The 18,091-nt window shown below is 71.8% G+C and carries 15 protein-coding genes; 6 read left to right on the forward strand and 9 right to left on the reverse strand.

Annotation, left to right across the window (positions count from 1 at the left end; genetic code table 11):
• Genes ABZO31_RS07995 through ABZO31_RS08010 form a run of 4 tightly spaced genes read right to left on the reverse strand, consistent with a single transcriptional unit; the run spans position 1 to position 3,828 of the window.
• Positions 1-633 carry a DUF2567 domain-containing protein gene (locus ABZO31_RS07995; RefSeq protein WP_406860401.1) on the reverse strand — a complete coding sequence of 211 codons (633 nt, stop codon included), beginning with the start codon at positions 631-633 and terminating at the stop codon, positions 1-3.
• A gap of 50 nt (positions 634-683) precedes the next feature.
• Entirely contained in the window at positions 684-1,499 is an 816-nt protein-coding gene (locus tag ABZO31_RS08000; RefSeq protein ID WP_406865287.1) for an ABC transporter permease, read from the reverse strand.
• 32 nt (positions 1,500-1,531) lie between these two features.
• On the reverse strand, positions 1,532-2,503 hold the full coding sequence (locus tag ABZO31_RS08005) for an ABC transporter ATP-binding protein (RefSeq protein ID WP_406865288.1): 972 nt from the start codon (positions 2,501-2,503) through the stop codon (positions 1,532-1,534).
• 20 nt (positions 2,504-2,523) lie between these two features.
• Complete coding sequence (locus ABZO31_RS08010) at positions 2,524-3,828, reverse strand: NYN domain-containing protein (RefSeq protein ID WP_406860402.1); 1,305 nt, start codon at positions 3,826-3,828, stop codon at positions 2,524-2,526.
• A gap of 227 nt (positions 3,829-4,055) precedes the next feature.
• On the opposite strand from ABZO31_RS08010, the gene ABZO31_RS08015 reads away from it, so the two are divergent.
• Positions 4,056-4,229, forward strand: a complete 174-nt coding sequence (locus tag ABZO31_RS08015; RefSeq protein ID WP_406860403.1) for a hypothetical protein — start codon at positions 4,056-4,058, stop codon at positions 4,227-4,229.
• Between the two features lie 83 nt (positions 4,230-4,312).
• Here the strand turns inward: ABZO31_RS08015 and dnaE are convergent, their stop codons facing one another.
• Positions 4,313-7,852 carry a DNA polymerase III subunit alpha gene (gene dnaE, locus ABZO31_RS08020; RefSeq protein WP_406860404.1) on the reverse strand — a complete coding sequence of 1,180 codons (3,540 nt, stop codon included), beginning with the start codon at positions 7,850-7,852 and terminating at the stop codon, positions 4,313-4,315.
• A gap of 212 nt (positions 7,853-8,064) precedes the next feature.
• Here dnaE and ABZO31_RS08025 point away from each other — a divergent pair, with 212 nt between their 5' ends.
• The 5 genes from ABZO31_RS08025 to ABZO31_RS08045 all read left to right on the forward strand — a co-directional run bounded on the left by ABZO31_RS08025 (position 8,065) and on the right by ABZO31_RS08045 (position 14,117).
• Positions 8,065-9,390 (forward strand): DUF2252 domain-containing protein, encoded by a 1,326-nt coding sequence (locus tag ABZO31_RS08025; RefSeq protein WP_406865289.1) that lies wholly within the window; start codon positions 8,065-8,067, stop codon positions 9,388-9,390.
• Between the two features lie 92 nt (positions 9,391-9,482).
• Positions 9,483-10,169, forward strand: coding sequence for a hypothetical protein (locus tag ABZO31_RS08030; protein ID WP_406860405.1), 687 nt, complete (start codon positions 9,483-9,485; stop codon positions 10,167-10,169).
• A gap of 48 nt (positions 10,170-10,217) precedes the next feature.
• A complete protein-coding gene (locus ABZO31_RS08035; RefSeq protein WP_406860406.1) occupies positions 10,218-11,033 on the forward strand; it encodes a DsbA family protein in 816 nt (271 codons plus the stop codon).
• 145 nt (positions 11,034-11,178) lie between these two features.
• A complete protein-coding gene (locus tag ABZO31_RS08040) occupies positions 11,179-12,825 on the forward strand; it encodes an alkaline phosphatase D family protein (RefSeq protein WP_406860407.1) in 1,647 nt (548 codons plus the stop codon).
• Positions 12,826-13,142: 317 nt separating this feature from the next.
• The gene (locus ABZO31_RS08045) at positions 13,143-14,117 is read left to right on the forward strand and encodes a zinc metalloprotease (protein ID WP_406860408.1); all 975 of its coding nucleotides are present in this window, start codon (positions 13,143-13,145) and stop codon (positions 14,115-14,117) included.
• A 72-nt stretch (positions 14,118-14,189) separates the two neighbouring features.
• Here the strand turns inward: ABZO31_RS08045 and ABZO31_RS08050 are convergent, their stop codons facing one another.
• The 4 genes from ABZO31_RS08050 to ABZO31_RS08065 form a co-directional block, all read right to left on the reverse strand.
• A complete protein-coding gene (locus ABZO31_RS08050) occupies positions 14,190-14,759 on the reverse strand; it encodes a dienelactone hydrolase family protein (RefSeq protein WP_406860409.1) in 570 nt (189 codons plus the stop codon).
• A 209-nt stretch (positions 14,760-14,968) separates the two neighbouring features.
• Positions 14,969-16,555 (reverse strand): Na+/H+ antiporter, encoded by a 1,587-nt coding sequence (locus tag ABZO31_RS08055; RefSeq protein WP_406860410.1) that lies wholly within the window; start codon positions 16,553-16,555, stop codon positions 14,969-14,971.
• 121 nt (positions 16,556-16,676) lie between these two features.
• Positions 16,677-17,150, reverse strand: coding sequence for a GNAT family N-acetyltransferase (locus ABZO31_RS08060; RefSeq protein WP_406860411.1), 474 nt, complete (start codon positions 17,148-17,150; stop codon positions 16,677-16,679).
• Entirely contained in the window at positions 17,147-18,088 is a 942-nt protein-coding gene (locus tag ABZO31_RS08065; RefSeq protein WP_406860412.1) for an RluA family pseudouridine synthase, read from the reverse strand. Before ABZO31_RS08065 ends, ABZO31_RS08060 begins: the two co-directional genes overlap by 4 nt.
• Positions 18,089-18,091 lie beyond the last annotated feature (3 nt).

Here is an 18,091-nt window from a genome sequence, read left to right on the forward strand (position 1 = left end):
CTACCCCTCCGTGCGTCGCTGCGGTGTCTCGTCCCAGGGGCCCCATTCCGGTTCCGGGTCGCGGGGGCCGAAGAGGGCGGTGAGGGCGAGGTGGAGGATCATCGCGGCTATGGGCCAGGCCAGCAGGGCGCCCAGGGTGTTGAGCTCCAGCGGGGCGTCGAAGGGCACGCCCTCGCCGACCGAGCGGGCGTGCGCGACCACGTCGTCCGTCGGGCCCAGGAAGGCGCCGACGCCCCAGGCGACCGCCGAGCCGAGCACCCCGCCCGCGGCCAGCGCGAGGACCAGCGGGACGCCGCCCTGCCTCCGCCACAGGAAGACCAGCAGTGCCGCGAGCGCCCCGGAACCGAGGCCCAGCAGCGCGAACGTGCCGTCCGCTCCGATGGCCGCCTCGCCCTCGCTGTTCTGCAGGAAGACCGCCTTGCCGTCCGAGATCAGCGGGATCCGCGGGGCCAGCCACAGCCACAGCAGGCCGAACACCACGCCGAGCGGCAGCGAGAGCCCCAGCACCGCGATCGCGTCGCGCGCCTCGCGGCCCCGGCCGGGGTCCGGGGCGGGCGCGGGGTACGGCGAGGGCCACGGCGCGCCGTGCGGCTGCGAGGACGGCTGGTGAGGCGGTGTCAGAGGAGCGGTCACCCCGCCATCGTGCCAGGCGGGGCGGCCGCCCGCCTCATCGGAGGGTGATCTCAGCGGACGGCGGCCCGCCGGTACGCCCAGGTCGCCAGGGCCAGCGAGACCACGCCGACCGCCCCGCACACGGCGAGGTCCAGCGCCACGGCGGCCCAGTCCGGGTGCGGCTCGAAGGTACGGGCCAGGGCCTCGACGCCGTACGTGGACGGCAGCAGGTCCCGCGCGTACTGGATCACGCCCGGCAGCCGCTCCGCCGGCAGCACGCCGAGCAGCAGCGCGGCCGACATGCCGAGCTGGCCGAGCAGCGTGGCCAGCTCCTGCCGGGGCGCGAGCAGCCCGAGGGCCGCGCCGAGCCCGGCGAGCGCCGCCCCGGCTGGCGGCACCACGACGGCGAGGATCCACAGGTGGGTCAGCGGCAGCCCGTACAGCAGCGAGCCGGCGACCGCGGTGACGACCGTGCCGGGCACGGTGAAGGAGGCGTACGCGCCGGCCGTGCCGAGCACCACCGACGCGGGCGGCACCGGCAGCGTGGCGTAGTGGTCGAGGCCGCCGCCGGCCCGCAGCTGCCCGAAGTACTGGGCGAGCAGGTTGAGCGCGACGAACGCGACGACGAGGACGGCGGAGCCGGCCACGACGGCGCGGGCCTCGGGCCCGCCGTCGACGACCCCGCGCATCAGGACCATGATCCCGACGGACTGGAAGGTCGCCACGAACAGCAGCGGGATCCGGGCGACCCGCGCCCGGGACAGCTGGGCGCGGTACACCGCGGCGAGCGCCGGCAGCAGCCGGGCCCGCGGGGCGAGCGGAGCGGCGTCCTCCGTCTCGTCCCGCGCGGGGGTGCTGCCCGCCGTGTAGGGGGCCTCCGCGGGCACGGTGCTCACCTGACGCTGCTCCTGTCCGATACTCACGTCTTCACCAGGCCCTTCGTCTCCCCGCCGAGGGCGAGGTAGACGTCCTCCAGGCTCGGGGTGGCGAGGGTGAAGTCGTCGAGGGCGGCGAAGGCCGCCCCGCCGGTGACCGCGGCCACGGCCGCGCGGGCCTCCTCCGGGGCGAGCCGGAGCACCCAGCGCCGGCCCGACTCGACGGCGGAGGGGTGCAGCGCGGCGACCTCGGGGACGTCCAGCGGCGCCCGGTCGCGCCAGACGAGTTCGACGCGGACCTCGCCGGCCACGCGTTCCTTGAGTCCGGCGGGGGTGTCGCAGGCGATCACCCGGCCGCGGTCGAGGACCGCGACCCGGTCGAGCACGGTCTCCGCCTCGATGACGTTGTGGGTGACCAGCAGGACGGTCGCGCCGTGCTCGGCGCGGCGCCGGTCGACGGCGGCCCAGACGGCGCGGCGGGCGACCGGGTCCATGCCGGTGGTGGGCTCGTCGAGGACGAGCACGGGCCGCTCGCCGACGAGCGCGGCGGCGAAGCAGGCGAGCCGGCGCTGGCCGCCGGAGAGCTTCTTCAGCGGCCGTCCGGCCAGCTCGGTCAGGCCGAGCTCGTCGAGGACGGCGTCCCGCGCGGCGCGGGCCGCGGCGGCGGTCAGTCCGCGCAGCCGCCCGGTGGTCTCCGCGGCGAGGGAGACGGTCAGCTCGTCGAGCGCGGTGGACTCCTGGCCGAGGTAGCCGACGAGCCGCGCGGCGCGCTCGGGGTGGCGTACGAGGTCGTGGCCGAGCATCCGGACGGTGCCGGAGTCGGGGCGCATCAGACCGGTGAGCTGGCGGACCAGAGTGGACTTGCCCGCGCCGTTGGGTCCGAGCAGCCCGAAGATCTCTCCCCGGCGCACGTCGAGGCTGATGCCGTCGGTGGCGCGCACCTCGGGCGTCGCCGGGGCGCCCCGGCCGCCGCGCGTGGCCGGGTACGTCTTGACCAGATCCCGCACCACGCACACCGTACTCACGAGGGAGGAGCCTACGCGGGTCCCCGGCTCTGTTCCGGCGCGGGGGCGTGTTCGGCGGCCGCGCGGACGTCGATCTCGCGCCAGAAGCCGGCCCGGATCGCGTACCGGTCGTGCTCGTCGATCTGGTCGTCCTTGTGCGCGAGCAGGCCGAACCGGGCCGCGTACCTCAGTAGTTCGCCGTCGATGCGGTGCGGGATGCGCGGGTACATGCCGGCGAGGCGCTGGACGTGGCTCTGTTCGGGGAGCCGTTCCATCCAGCGGCGGGCGAACACCTGGCCGACCTCGAAGGGGTCGCCGCCGACGGTGGTGATGTCCTCCTCCCGGTCGGCCCAGCGCTGCTCGGCGCTGGTGAGCTGGGCGAGGGTGGGCAGCGAGGCGGTCTCGGGCGGCTCGCCGAGGGGGCCGCCGGAGCGGTCGATCCAGCCGCGGTCGGAGGACCAGCGCAGGGTGGCGCCGCCGGCGGGCGGGGCGGGCGGGTGGCCGGCGGGGCCGCGGAGTCCGGCGAGGTCCTTGGGGGTGGGCACGGGCTTGCCGCCGTGGGCGGGGGCGGCGGGCTGCTCGGTCCCCGGGGGCGCGGCCCGGTCGGCGGGCGCGGCGGTGTCCGAAACGCCGTTGACGGCGGCGGCCGCGGCCGCTGCCGCCGCGGCCTCGGCGGCCCGTTCGGCGGAGGCGGCGAGCGCGGCCTCGGGCAGCGGCGCGGAGAGGATGGCGGCGATCTCGGGGCGCGGGGCGGGCGGCGGGGCGCAGACGCCGCTGAGGTCCTTGGCGCGGACGGCCCGGGTGATCCACGCCCGGTCGAGGACGCGGCGCTCGTCGGCCTCGGCGACGAGGTCCTCCGACTGGTTGTAGTCGCCGTCGGCGGCCTGGACGGCCCACAGGTGGACGGCGACGCCGTGTTCCTTGGCGGACATCAGGCCGGGCAGCAGATCGCCGTCGCCGGTGACCAGGACGACGTCCGAGCAGGCACGGTTTCTGGCCAGTTCGGTGAGCTCGGCGTGCATGGCCGCGTCGACGCCCTTCTGCGCCCAGCGGCCGTCGCTGCGGGTCAGCGCGCCCAGCCGGACGGTGACGCGGGGCATCACCCGCAGCCGGCGGTGCTCCGGCTGGGGGACCCGGTCGGGGGCGCCGTCGAACCAGTAGATGCGCAGCAGCGGCTGGGCGGTGTCCGCCTCGGCGCGTTCGCGCAGGCCCTGGATGAGGGCGGCGTGGTCGACGGTGATGCGGGAGCGGGCCGGTTCCCCGGCGAGAAGGCTTGCGGCGGCACCCAGCAGATAGCCGGCGTCCACCAGAACGACGCAGCGGTCCACGTGTTCCACCCTCTTTCGGGAACCTCGGGATCGGAAGTGCTTCGGGTTCCTTCGAGTCTGCCCGACGGTCACGGCCCAAACAGCGGGAACTCGATCATCGGCGTGGCGGAAGTCACTCGGTTTTCCCGGCGTGCCGCGATTACGATCCGTAATGATCCAAAATGCGACGCTTCTCCCCCTGTGTGAGTCTGACAGCGGCCCTGGCCCCCAGACCCCTTTGAGGAGGCATCACTCCCATGGCCAAGAACCGTAAGCAGAACCGCAGTCAGCAGTCCGCCTCGCCGGCCGAGCGCGGTACGCAGCAGGCCCAGCAGATGGCGATGGAGTCCGAGGCGCAGAACCGCGCCTCGCAGGTCACGCCGAGCGACATCGCCCGCAAGGGCCGGCAGAAGCGTTTCGGCCACAACTGACCTGGCCTGAAACCGTAGGCAAAGGGGCGCGCCCGTGACGACGGGCGCGCCCCTTGCGCGCGTGCGCGGGAAGAGCGGGAAGGTCAGCCGGCCAGGCAGGACGGGCCGAGCAGCACCTTCAGGTCGCCGAAGAGCGCCGGGTCCGGCTGGACGCGGTGCCGGTCGAGCCGGAGGACCGTGGTGCTCCGGGGGCCCTGGAGCTTGATCCGCACCTCGGTGTTGCCCTTGTGGTGGCTGAGGATCTCACCGAGGCGGCTGACCATCGGCGGGGTGACCTTCAGGGCGGGGATGGTGAGGATCACCGGCGCGTTGGTCCCGGCGTTCGACAGGTCGGGGACCATCAGCTCCATGGCGACGAGCCGGGGCACGTCCTCGCGCTTGTCGAGGCGGCCCTTGACGAAGACCACCGCGTCCTCGACGAGCTGGGTCGAGACCAGCTGGTACGTGGCCGGGAAGAACATGCACTCGATCGAGCCGGCCAGGTCCTCCACGGTGGCGATGGCCCAGGCGTTGCCCTGCTTGGTCATCTTGCGCTGGAGGCCGGAGATGATGCCGCCGATGGTGACGACCGCGCCGTCCGCGTGCTCGCCGCCGGTGAGCTGCTGGATGCCGGCGTCGGTCTTGTCGGAGAGCACGTGCTCCAGGCCGAAGAGCGGGTGGTCGGAGACGTACAGGCCGAGCATCTCGCGCTCCTGCGCGAGCAGGTAGGACTTCTCCCACTCGTCCTCGGTGAAGGTGACGTCGAGACCGAAGCCGGGCTCGCTGGTGTCCTCCTCGCCCATGCCGCCGAACAGGTCGAACTGTCCCTCGGCCTCCTTGCGCTTGACCGCCACCACGTTGTCGATCATCGGCTCGTGCTGGGCGACCAGGCCCTTGCGGGTGTGGCCCATGGTGTCGAAGGCGCCGGCCTTGATCAGCGACTCGATGGTGCGCTTGTTGCAGACGACCGCCTCGACCTTGTCGAGGAAGTCCGGGAAGGAGGCGTACTTCCCCTTCGCCTTGCGGCTCTTGATGATCGACTCGACGACGTTGGAACCGACGTTCCGGACGGCGGTGAGGCCGAAGAGGATCACGTCGTCGCCCTGGGCGGCGAAGTTCGACTCCGACTCGTTCACGTTCGGCGGGAGCACCTTGATGCCCATACGGCGGCACTCGTTCAGGTAGACCGCGGACTTGTCCTTGTCGTCCTTGACCGAGGTCAGCAGCCCCGCCATGTACTCGGCGGGGTAGTTCGCCTTGAGGTAGGCGGTCCAGTAGGAGACCAGGCCGTACGCGGCGGAGTGCGCCTTGTTGAAGGCGTAGCCGGCGAACGGGACCAGCACGTCCCACAGGGCCTGGATGGCCGCGTCGCTGTAGCCGTTCTTCTGGGCGCCGGCCTGGAAGATGGTGAAGTTCTTGGCCAGCTCGTCGGGCTTCTTCTTGCCCATGACGCGGCGGAGGATGTCGGCCTCGCCGAGGGAGTAGCCGGCGATGATCTGGGCGGCCTTCTGCACCTGCTCCTGGTACACGATCAGGCCGTAGGTGACGTCGAGGACCTCCTTGAGGGGCTCCTCCAGCTCCGGGTGGATCGGAGTGATCTCCTGCTGCTTGTTCTTGCGCAGGGCGTAGTTCGTGTGCGAGTTCATGCCCATCGGGCCCGGCCGGTACAGGGCGGACACGGCGGAGATGTCTTCGAAGTTGTCGGGCTTCATCAGCCGCAGCAGGGACCGCATGGGGCCGCCGTCGAACTGGAAGACGCCGAGGGTGTCACCGCGCTGGAGCAGTTCGAAGGTCTTCGGGTCGTCCAGCGGCAGGGCGAGGAGGTCGAGCTCGATGCCCTTGTTGGCCTTCACCATCTTGACGGCGTCGTCCATGATGGTCAGGTTCCGCAGGCCCAGGAAGTCCATCTTCAGCAGGCCGAGCGACTCGCACTGCGGGTAGTCCCACTGCGTGATGGTGACGCCGTCGGTGTGCCGCACCCAGATCGGGGCGTGGTCGACGATGGGTTCGCTGGACATGATCACGCCTGCGGCGTGGACGCCCATCTGGCGGACGAGGCCCTCGACGCCCTTGGCGGTGTCGATGACCTTCTTCACGTCCGGCTCGTTCTCGTACATCCCCCGGATCTCGCCGGCCTCGCTGTAGCGCGGGTGGGCGGGGTTGGTGATGCCGTCGAGGTCGATGCCCTTGCCGAGGACGTCGGCGGGCATCGCCTTGGTGAGCCGGTCGCCCATGGCGTACGGGTAGCCGAGGACGCGGGCGGAGTCCTTGATCGCGTTCTTGGCCTTGATCTTGCCGTAGGTGCCGATCATGGCGACCTTGTCGGCGCCGTACTTCTCGGTCACGTACCGGATCACCTCGACGCGCCTGCGCTCGTCGAAGTCGATGTCGACGTCGGGCATCGAGATGCGCTCGGGGTTGAGGAAGCGCTCGAAGATCAGGCCGTGCGGGATCGGGTCGAGGTCGGTGATGCCCATGGCGTACGCGACGATCGAGCCGGCCGCGGAGCCTCGGCCGGGGCCCACGGCGATGCCCTGCTTCTTGGCCCACATGATGAAGTCGGCGACGACGAGGAAGTAACCCGGGAAGCCCATCGAGATGATGGTGTCCATCTCGTACTCGACCTGCTTCATGCGGTCGTCCGGGATCCCGTTGGGGAACCGGCGCGCCATGCCCCGCATGGTCTCCTCGCGGAACCAGGTGACCTCGGTGAAGCCCTCGGGGATGTCGAACTTCGGCATGAGGTTCTTCGCCTCGAACATGCCGGTGGTGTCGATCTGCTGGGCCACCAGGAGCGTGTTGGCGCAGCCCTCCTGCCAGGCGTCCGAGGAGTCGATGGCGTACATCTCGTCCGTGGACTTCAGGTAGTAGCCGGTGCCGTCGAACTTGAAGCGGTCCGGGTCGGAGAGGTTCTTGCCGGTCTGGATGCAGAGCAGGGCGTCGTGGGCGGTGGCCTCGTGCGCGTAGGTGTAGTGCGAGTCGTTGGTGACCAGCGGCGGGATGCCGAGCTTCTTGCCGATCTCGAGCAGGCCGTCGCGGACCCGGCGCTCGATCTCGATGCCGTGGTCCATCAGCTCCAGGAAGTACCGGTCCTTGCCGAAGATGTCCTGGTACTCGGAGGCGGACTTCAGGGCCTCGTCGAACTGGCCGAGGCGGAGCCGGGTCTGCAGCTCGCCGGAGGGGCAGCCGGTGGAGGCGATCAGGCCCTCCGACCACTGGGCGATGGTCTCCTTGTCCATCCGGGGCCACTTCTGCAGCCAGCCCTCGGCGTAGGCGTCGGAGGACAGCCGGAAGAGGTTGTGCAGTCCGGTGGCGTTCGCCGCCCAGATGGTCTTGTGGGTGTAACCGCCGGAACCGGAGACGTCGTCCCTCTTCTGGTGCGGCTGGCCCCACTGGATCTTCCGCTTGTTCCGCCGGGACTCGGGGGCGACGTAGGCCTCGATGCCGATGATCGGCGTGACGTCGGCCTTCTTGGCGCTGTGGAAGAAGTCGTACGCGCCGTGCAGGTTGCCGTGGTCGGACATGGCGATATGGGTCATGCCCATCTCGTTGCACGCGTTGAACATGTCCTTCAGCCGCGCGGCACCGTCCAGCAGCGAGTACTGGGTGTGGACGTGGAGGTGCGTGAAGGGCGGCTTGGTCACGGTGGGAGGCCTCCGGAGAACGGGGGACGACAGGCTGCGGACAGTCTGGGGGGTCAGCGTGGAAGTCTACGTCGCCGGACTGACAGCAGGCGGGATACTGCGGGGCGAAGCCCCTCTTCGAGGGGCGGTGGTCGGGCACTCGGGAGTACCTTCGCGCGTTGGAGAACAACGAACACGCCGTCCCGTTCGTCATGCACCAGGAGGCACCTTCGATGTCGGTCCCGCAGCCCGTCGCCGCCGAGCGCGGTGAGCAGATCCTCACCGTCTTCGACACCGCTTTCGGGCAGCTCCTGGCCGCCGACCCGGCGGCCTTCCGGGTCAAGTTCCGGAAGATGGCCGGCTCCGCCTTCGCCTTCTACCGGGGCACGGCGTGCCTGTTCTACAAGGACCTGGAGGCCGAGGCCCAGGGCGGCCCGTTCCTGGACGAGCGGACCGGCCGGGTCTGGATCCACGGCGACCTGCACGCCGAGAACTTCGGCACGTACATGGACGCCACCGGCCGGCTGATCTTCAACGTCAACGACTTCGACGAGGCGTACGTCGGGCCCTTCACCTGGGACCTGAAGCGGCTCTCCGCCTCGCTCGCGCTGATCGGCTACACCAAGGCGCTCAGCGACGAGCAGATCACGCACCTGGTGCGGATCTACGCGGCGTCCTACCGGGAGCGGATCCACGCCCTCGCCTCCGACACGAAGGACGACGAGCTGCCGCCCTTCACCCTGGACACCGCCGAGGGCGCGCTCCTCGGGGCGCTGCGCGACGCCCGGGCGCTGACCCGGTTCGGTCTCCTCGACTCGATGACGGAGATCCGCGAGTACGAGCGGCGCTTCGCGCCCGGCGGCGGCTCGATCGAACTGGACGCGGCGACGCGGTACAAGGTGCTCGCGGCCTTCGACGGCTACCTGGAGACGCTGCCGGAGTCCTCGCTGGCCCGCCCGGACTCGTACCGGGTGAAGGATGTGGTCGGGCGGCGCGGCATCGGGATCGGCTCGGCGGGCCTGCCCTCGTACAACATCCTGCTCGAGGGCAACAGCGACGCCCTGGAGAACGACGTCGTCATCTACATGAAGCAGGCGCAGACGCCCGCCGTGTCGCGCCATGTGACGGACCCGGCGGTGCGCGGCTACTTCTGCCACGAGGGGCACCGCACGGTGATCTCGCAGCGGGCGCTGCAGGACCACGCGGACCCGTGGCTGGGCTGGACGGAACTGGACGGCACCGGTCAGCTGGTGGCGGAGGTGTCGCCGTACGCGGTGGATCTGGACTGGTCGGACATCGACGACCCGCAGGACATCGCGGCCACCGTCGCGGACCTGGGCCGGGCGACGGCGACGATGCACGCGGCGGCGGACGACGAGAGCGGCCACTCCCTGGTGCCGTTCTCCACGGAGCGGGCCATCGACGCGGCCATCGCGGCGGACGAGGAGGGCTTCGCGGAGCTCCTCGTGGACTTCGCGCACACGTACGGGGCGCGGGCGCGGGCGGACCACCAGATCTTCGTCGACCTGTTCCGCAACGGCCGGATCCCGGGGCTCTAGGGGGTGCATTCCGGCCTTCCCCGGGGTGCGGGGCCGTTCTCATCAGGTTCTTAGGACGGCCTTATGGGAAGGCATGGCACACTCTCTGCGCTATGGACATTTCAGGGACGCGGCTCCGGGGGCTGCGGGCGGCGATCTTCACGACGGTGGTCGTGACGCTGTCCGCGGGCTCCCACGTGCTGCTGTCCAAGGTCCCGCTCCCCCTGCTGACGCTCGTCGCGATCGCCGGCGGCGTGTTCGCCGTGGCCTACGCGCTGGCCGGCCGGGAGCGGGGCTTCGCCCCGATCGCGGGGCTGCTCGTACCGCTGGAGCTAGCCGCCGACACGGTCTTCACCTCCGGCCAGCACGTCTGCTACGGCCCCGCCGGCGGGCCGGTCGCCGGTTCGCTGAAGGCGGTCGGGGTGGACGTCTTCTGCGGTGGCGCGGTGGGCGCGCCGCTGCCGGGCGTGGCCGTCCCCGAGAGCGGCGCGGCGGCCGCGCTGCTGACCTCCTCCGACCCGGCCCTGCCGTGGCTGCTGCTCGCCGCCCATGTGGCGGTCGGGCTCGGCGCGGCGGCGTGGCTGCGGCACGGCGAGCGGGCGCTGGCCCGGCTCGTCGGGGCGGCGGCCGCCTCCGCGTTCCGGCCGCTGCTGCTGGTGGCGGCGCTGGCCGGCGTCCCGCGCCCGGCGGCGCGGCGCGGCGCCCGTCCGGCGGACCGGCCGCGCCGGTCCGTTCCCCGTCTCCTGGTGCACTCCGTCGGACGGCGTGGACCGCCGTGCCCGGGCTACGTCCTCGCCTGAGCACCGCAGTCCCTTTTCACGCCTACTTCCCGTACGGAGATCACGATCATGAGTGCACGCAACAGCCAGGCCAACAAGGCGGCGGCCCGCGAGCGGATGCGTCTGGAGCGCGAGCGCCAGGCCAAGAAGGACAAGGCCCGCCGGCAGGTGATCGTCGGTGTGTCGGCGGTCGCCGTGCTGGCGATCGCGGGCGGCATCGGCTACGCCGTCGTCCAGGCCAACAAGCCCACCCAGTGGGAGGCCGCGAAGGACGCCAAGAACGTCACCGCGCCGAAGAACACCACCGGCGAGAACGGCACGACCGTCGTCATCGGCAAGTCGACCGCGAAGAAGACGCTGGAGCTGTACGAGGACTCCCGCTGCCCGGTCTGCGCCACCTTCGAGCAGGGCGTCGGCGAGGCGCTGAAGAAGGACGTCGACGCGGGCAAGTTCAAGGTCAAGTACGTGGGCGCCACGTTCATCGACAACGCCACCCGCGGCGAGGGCTCGAAGAACGCCCTGTCGGCGCTGGGCGCGGCGCTGGACATCAGCCCCGAGGCGTTCATGCAGTACAAGGCGGCGCTGTACTCGGCGAAGTTCCACCCGGAGGAGAACGACGACAAGTTCGCCAAGGACTCCTACCTCCTGGAGGTCGCGGACTCGGTGGAGGCGCTCAAGGGCAACGCCGCGTTCAAGAAGAACGTGGAGAGCGGCACGTTCGACGCCTGGGCGATGAAGATGTCGGCGTCCTTCGACGACAGCGGTGTGAAGGGCACGCCGACGCTGAAGATGGACGGCAAGGCGGTCACGGCGGCGGGCAGCGAGAACGCCCCGATGACGGTGGCCGAGTACACCGCGGCGATCGACAAGGCCCTCAAGGGCTGACACCCGTCCGGCCACCCGATCGGGCACGTTTCCCGGCCCCGCCCCCGCAAAAGGGGCGGGGCCGGGCGTCGTCGGGAGGAAGATCCGGCGAACTTTCCAGATTTCGCCTACGCGCATGTCATACCCGTCAGTAATCTGACGGCCCGTGACCAGTCTCATATCCTCAGCGCCCAGCCGCCGTTCCGTCGTCAAGGCCGCCGCCGTCACGGCCGTCGCCGCTCCCGTCCTCGCGGGCGCCGCCTCCCCCGCCGCCGCGGACTCCGCCGCCCCCGCCTTCCTGCACGGCGTCGCCTCCGGCGACCCGTTGCCCGACGGCGTCCTGCTCTGGACGCGCGTCACCCCGACCCCCGACGCCGTGCCGGGCTCCGGCAAGGGCCCCGACACCTCGGTGACCTGGGAGGTCGCCGAGGACCGGGAGTTCGCCCGCACCGTGGCCCGCGGCATCGCGAGAGCCACCGCGGCCGCCGACCACACCGTGAAGGCGGACGTCCGCGGCCTGCGCCCGGCGACCCGCTACTACTACCGCTTCGCGGCGGGCGGGGCGGTCTCCCCGGTCGGCCGCACCCGGACCACCCCGGCCGTCGACGCCGCCGCGCCCAACGTCCGCTTCGGCGTGGTCTCCTGCGCCAACTGGGAGTCCGGCTGGTTCTCCGCGTACCGCCACCTCGCCGCCCGCGCCGACCTGGACGCGGTGCTGCACCTCGGCGACTACATCTACGAGTACGCGAGCGGCGCCTACCCGGCCGAGGACCAGGTCGTACGCCGCCACGAGCCCGCCCACGAGATCCTCTCGCTCGCCGACTACCGCACCCGGCACGGCATGTACAAGACGGACGCCGACCTGCAGGCGATGCACGCCGCGCACCCGGTCGTCGCGATCTGGGACGACCACGAGGTCGCCAACGACGCCTGGTCGGGCGGGGCGGAGAACCACACCCCGGGGACCGAGGGCGCGTGGGCGGCCCGGGTCGCCGCCGCCAAGCAGGCGTACTTCGAGTGGATGCCGGTCCGCACCTCCACGGAGGGCACGGTCTACCGCCGGCTGCGTTTCGGCAGGCTGGCCGATCTGCACCTGCTCGACCTGCGCTCGTTCCGCTCCGAGCAGGCGAGCGTGGGCAACGGCAAGGTGGACGACCCGGAGCGGACCATCACCGGCCGCGCCCAGCTGGACTGGCTGAAGGCGGGCCTGGCCGGTTCGGACGCCGCCTGGAAGCTGGTCGGCACCTCGGTGATGATCTCGCCGGTCGCCTTCGGCGCGCTGCCCGCCCACCTCCTGGAGCCGCTGGCCGGACTGCTCGGCCTGCCCAAGGAGGGCCTGGCCGTCAACGTCGACCAGTGGGACGGCTACACGGACGACCGCAGGGAACTGCTGAACCACCTGACCCAGCGGTCCATCCGGAACACCGTCTTCCTGACCGGCGACATCCACATGGCCTGGGCGAACGACGTGCCGGTGAAGGCCGCCACATACCCGCTCTCGGCCTCGGCGGCCACGGAGTTCGTGGTCACCTCGGTGACCTCGGACAACCTCGACGACATCCTCAAGGTCGCCCCGGGGACCCTGTCCGTGGTCGCGGCGGGGGCGGTCAAGGCGGCCAACCGCCATGTGAAGTGGGTGGACATGGACCACCACGGCTACGGCGTGCTCGACGTGACCCCCGAGCAGTCGCAGATGGACTACTACACGGTCTCCGACAAGGCCCGTCAGGACGCGACCGCCTCCTGGACGCGCTCCTACCGGACGCGCACGGGAACGCAGAAGGTCGAGCGGGTGTACGCCCCGGTGCGCTGAGGGTCGATTTTCAGCCACACGCGCTTCTGTTAACGGAAGATCACATCATCGCGACGGGTGGTGAGTCACGGAGATCGAATCCGGACACACCACCCGTCGTCGGCACCTCTTTCGTTACGTCCACGTCTCAAACTCCGGGCGCCGCCGGAAAATTTCTTCTCGATGACCCCATTTGCCCATCGAAACAATGGGCTTGTTCAACGCTCATCGGCTTCTGACATGAACCCGTAATCTCCCCGCGAGTGGCGAGGAAGTACCTCTCCACAACCCCCCGCGAGGAGTCACCTGTGCGTGCTCTTGTTCGTATATCGCCGCGTATGTCACGTCGTCTGCTCGGCGCTGCCGCCATGGCCGGAACCCTGGCCCTGGCCCCCCTCTCCGCGCCCACCGGCGCGGCCGCCTCCCCCACCGCGCTGGCCGGCGCCTCCGCCGAGGAGTGCGAGGACGGCTCGGCCGTCTCCGCCGCCCGTGAGGCCAAGGGCGCCGCCGCCCACGCCAACGAGCCCAACGAGGTCTCCGCGGCCCAGGCCAAGGCCATGGACGCGGACCTGCAGAAGAGACTGGAGGCCGCCCGCGCGAACGGGCGTACCCAGGGCAGCCTCTCCGCTGCCGCCGTGGTCAACATCCCGGTCTACTTCCACGTCGTCCACAGCGGCACCCAGGGCAAGCTTTCCGCCACGGACATCAACAACCAGCTGGCGGTGCTCAACGCGGCCTACGGCGGCCAGGGCACCGGCAACGTGAACACCAACTTCCAGTTCACGCTGGCCTCGACCGATTACACGGACAACGCCACCTGGTACAACCTGACCTCCGGCTCCCAGGCCGAGAAGGACATGAAGTCCACCCTGCGCAAGGGCGGCGCCGGCGCGCTGAACTTCTACACCGCCAAGCTCGGCGGCGGCCTGCTCGGCTGGGCGACCTTCCCGTCCTCGTACAACTCCAGCCCGTCCATGGACGGCGTGGTCGTGCTCGACTCCTCGCTGCCGGGCGGCTCCGCGGCCAACTACAACGAGGGCGACACCGCCACCCACGAGGTCGGCCACTGGCTGGGCCTGTACCACACGTTCCAGGGCGGCTGCAACGGAAACGGCGACTACGTCACCGACACCCCGGCCGAGAAGTCCCCGGCGTACGAGTGCCCCACGGGCCGTGACTCCTGCGCCTCCAAGACGGGTGTGGACCCGATCCACAACTTCATGGACTACACGTACGACAACTGCATGTACCAGTTCACCTCCGGCCAGGTCGCGCGGATGAGCAACATGTGGACCGCGTACCGCGCCGGCTGAACAGCCGCGTGACACGCTGAGGGCGCGGCGGGACGAACTCCCGCCGCGCCCTTCCGCGTTCCCGCCGGGTGCCTACAGGCTCTCCAGGAACGCCAGCCCGATCGCCCAGGTCCGCTCCGCGGCCTCCGCGTCGTAGTCCGGCAGGTCCGGGTCGGTGTACAGGTGCCCGGCCCCCGCGTACCGGTAGATCTCCACGTCCGCCCCGGCCTTGCGCATCTGCAGGTACCAGGCCGACAGCCAGTCGTCCGTCTCGAACGGGTCCGGCTCGGCGATGTGCAGCTGGACCGGCAGGTCGTCGGCGGAGGCGTTCGGCGCGAGGTCCGAGGTGCCGTGGAGCAGCAGCAGGCCGCGCGCCTTCTCGTCGCCCAGCGCCAGCGTCTGCGCGACGGACGCGCCGAGGGAGAAGCCCGCGTAGACCAGCCCGCGGTCGGAGTACGGCGCGGCCGCGAGGACCGCGCGCCGCAGCAGCTCGTCCTTGCCGATCGCGTCCTGGAGTGCCATGCCCTCCTCCGTCGTCGCGGCCGTCCGGCCGTCGAAGAGGTCCGGCGTCCACACCCGGTGCCCGGCCTCCCGGAGCCGTTCGGCCGCGGCCTCCACCGCGGGGCGCAGTCCGTACACGGAGTGGAAGAGCATGATGTCCATACGGCCATCGTGCCATCCGCGGCAGCACGGCCCGGACCGCCCCGCAGAGGCGCGGGGCTGCGACGGACCCGCGCCTCCGCCCTGTTGCGGGGGAACGGCCGGCCGCGGCGTACCCGTACGGACCACCGGCCGCGGCGTACCCGTGGGACCACCGGCCGCGGCGTGCCCGCGCGTGACCACCGGCCGCTCGCCGCCCTCCCCGCGGAGCGCTACCGCATGCTGCGCACGTCCAGCTGCCGCAGGACGCGGTCCACGACCTCCGGGTCGGCGCCCGGCTCGCTGCGGGCGGCCAGGACCGCGTGGCGGGCGGCCGACATCATCTCCCGCTGGATCCGGTGCACTTCCTTCAGCCGCTCGGCCCGCTTCACCAGCGCGTCGCGCCGCTCCTCGCCCAGCATGTCCGGACTGATCCGGGCCCCGATGTCGTACGCGCCGCGCAGCAGCCGCTCCTGGACCTCCTCCGGCAGGTCCTCGACCTCCTCCAGCTGCTTCAGGCGCTTTCTGGCGGCCCTGGCCGCGCGGATCGCCAGCTCCCGCTCCAGCTTGCGCTCGGCGTCCGCGTCCGCCTCCACGCCGAGCCGCTGCACCAGCCACGGCAGGGTCAGCCCCTGGACGACGAGGGTGCCCAGGATGACGCAGAAGGCGATGAAGACCAGCTCGTCCCGGGCCGGGAACGGCTCGCCGGCGTCGGTGCGCAGCGGGATGGCGAGCGCCAGCGCCACCGAGGCCACCCCGCGCATCCCCGACCACCACATGACGACGGACTCGCGCCAGCTCATCGGGATCTCCTCGTCCACGTCCCGCAGCGTGTGGAGCTTCTTCGCCACCCACGCGGCGGGCAGCAGCCACAGCAGCCGGACGACGACCACGACGCCGAGCACGGCCGCGCCCCAGCCGAGCATCGTGCCCACCCGTTCGCCCGACACCCCGAAGACATGGACGAGTTCGAGGCCGATGAGCCCGAACGCGATGCCGGTGACGAGGGTGTCGACGACCTGCCAGAAGGTCTGCCCGGCGAGCCGGCCCATCACGTCGTCGGCGTCGCGGGCGAACTCGGCCAGGAACAGCGCGGTCACCAGCACCGCGAGGACGCCGGAGCCGTGCAGTTCCTCGGCGAGGACGTAGCTGACGAACGGGACGAGGAGGGTGAGCCCGGTCTGCAGGGTGGCGTCGCCGAGGAGTTCGATCAGCCGGTTGGCGAGCCAGCCGATGCCGAGGCCGACGGCGAGGGCGACGACCGCGGAGAGGAACAGTTCGAGCAGTGCCTCGGGCCAGGAGAAGGAGCCGCTGACCACGGCCGCGATGGCCACGTGGTACAGCACGATCGCGGTGACGTCGTTGAACAGGCCCTCGCCCTCCAGGATCGACACCAGCCGGCGGGGCAGCCCGAGCGATCCGGCGACGGCGGTCGCGGCGACCGGGTCGGGCGGGGCGACCAGCGCCCCGAGCGCCAGCGCGGCGGCCAGCGGCAGCCCCGGCACCATGGCGTCGGCGACGAGGCCGACGGCGGCCGTGGTGACGAAGACGAGGGCGACGGCGAGCAGCAGGATGGGCCGCACGTTGGCGGCGAACTGCCGCCAGGAGGTGCGCTGCGCGGTGGCGTACAGCAGCGGGGGCAGCACCAGCGGCAGGATCAGCTCGGGCGGGAGCTCGACGACGGGCACGAACGGCACCAGGGCGAGGGCGATCCCGAAGAGGGTCATCAGGACCGGCGCGGGCAGTCCGAGCCGGTCCCCCAGCGGCACGGTCAGCAGCGCGCCGAGCAGCAGCAGGAACAGCAGGGCCAACTGGTCCACGGGGCGCCCCTCGTGTCTTCCGGCAGGTCGACGGCCAGGGCGGGCCCTGGGGCCTCAACCCTGCCACGCCGCCCGGCGATTCGCCCGGAAGGCGCCACTTGTCCGCGTACGGACCCGTGGCTCAGAGCACGCGGCGCATCGCCCGGTGCGGCATGCCCGCGTCCGGGAACTCGGGGCCGTACGCCGCGTAGCCGAGGCGCTCGTAGAAGCCCAGCGCGTGCGTCTGCGCGTGCAGGTCGACGGCGGTCAGCCCGCGCTCGCGGGCCGCGTCCTCGATCGCCCGGACCAGCGCCGCGCCGACGCCGAGCCCGCGCGCCGCCTTGGAGACCGCGAGCCGGCCCAGCGAGCCGACGGAGGCGTCCGCGCCGGTCTTGCCGACGGCGTCGTCGCCGAACAGCAGCCGGCCGGTGCCCAGCGGCAGCCCGTCCGCGCGGACCGCGAGCACGTGCACGGCCGTCTCGTCGTACGCGTCGTACTCGATCTCGGCCGGCACGTTCTGCTCGACGACGAAGACCTCGCGGCGCACCGCGAAGCAGGCGTCCCGGTCGTCGTGCGCGTGCGCCTCGCGGACCTCGTACGCCGCGGCGGCGGTCACGCGCTCTCCGCCGCGATCGTGTCGAGAGCGTGCTGCAGGTCGGCCGGGTAGGAGCTCTCGAACTCGACCCAGCGGCCGTCCGACGGGTGCTCGAAGCCGAGCCGCACCGCGTGCAGCCACTGCCGGGTGATCTTGAGCCGCTTGGCGAGGGTGGGGTCGGCGCCGTAGGTGAGGTCGCCGACGCAGGGGTGCCGGTGCGCGGACATGTGCACCCGGATCTGGTGGGTGCGGCCGGTCTCCAGCTTGATGTCGAGCAGCGAGGCCGCCCGGAACGCCTCAAGGAGGTCGTAGTGGGTCACCGAGGGCTTGCCGTCGGCGGTCACCGCCCACTTGTAGTCGTGGTTCGGGTGCCGGCCGATGGGCGCGTCGATGGTGCCGCTCAGCGGGTCCGGGTGGCCCTGCACGAGGGCGTGGTACCGCTTGTCGACCACGCGCTCCCGGAACTGGGCCTTGAGCAGCGTGTACGCCCGCTCCGACTTGGCCACGACCATGAGGCCGGAGGTGCCGACGTCGAGCCGGTGCACGATGCCCTGGCGCTCGGCCGCGCCGGAGGTGGAGATCCGGTAGCCGGCCGCGGCGAGGCCGCCGATGACGGTGGTGCCGGTCCAGCCGGGGCTGGGGTGGGCGGCGACGCCCACCGGCTTCACGATCACCACGATGTCGTCGTCGTCGTGGACGATCTCCATGCCCTCGACGGGCTCCGCCACGATCTGCACCGGGGCGGGCGCGCCGGGCATCTCGACCTCGAGCCACGCGCCGCCGCTGACCCGCTCGGACTTGCCGACGACGCTGCCGTCGACCAGGACCTTTCCGGCGGCGGCCAGCTCGGCCGCCTTCGTGCGGGAGAACCCGAACATACGGGCGATGGCGGCGTCGACGCGCTCGCCCTCCAGGCCGTCGGGTACGGGCAGCGTGCGGATCTCGGGACTCGTGCTCACCCG

The organism is Streptomyces solicamelliae, from assembly GCF_045348655.1.
Classification (GTDB): Bacteria; Actinomycetota; Actinomycetes; order Streptomycetales; family Streptomycetaceae; genus Streptomyces; species Streptomyces solicamelliae.

Coding starts and splice junctions, on each gene's coding strand:
- ABZO31_RS08050 (WP_406860409.1), bottom strand. CDS start 14,759: ATGGACATCATGCTCTTCCACTCCGTGTACGGACTGCGCCCCGCGGTG.
- ABZO31_RS08030 (WP_406860405.1), top strand. CDS start 9,483: ATGGACATTTCAGGGACGCGGCTCCGGGGGCTGCGGGCGGCGATCTTC.
- ABZO31_RS08015 (WP_406860403.1), top strand. CDS start 4,056: ATGGCCAAGAACCGTAAGCAGAACCGCAGTCAGCAGTCCGCCTCGCCG.
- ABZO31_RS08035 (WP_406860406.1), top strand. CDS start 10,218: ATGAGTGCACGCAACAGCCAGGCCAACAAGGCGGCGGCCCGCGAGCGG.
- ABZO31_RS08025 (WP_406865289.1), top strand. CDS start 8,065: ATGTCGGTCCCGCAGCCCGTCGCCGCCGAGCGCGGTGAGCAGATCCTC.
- ABZO31_RS08045 (WP_406860408.1), top strand. CDS start 13,143: ATGTCACGTCGTCTGCTCGGCGCTGCCGCCATGGCCGGAACCCTGGCC.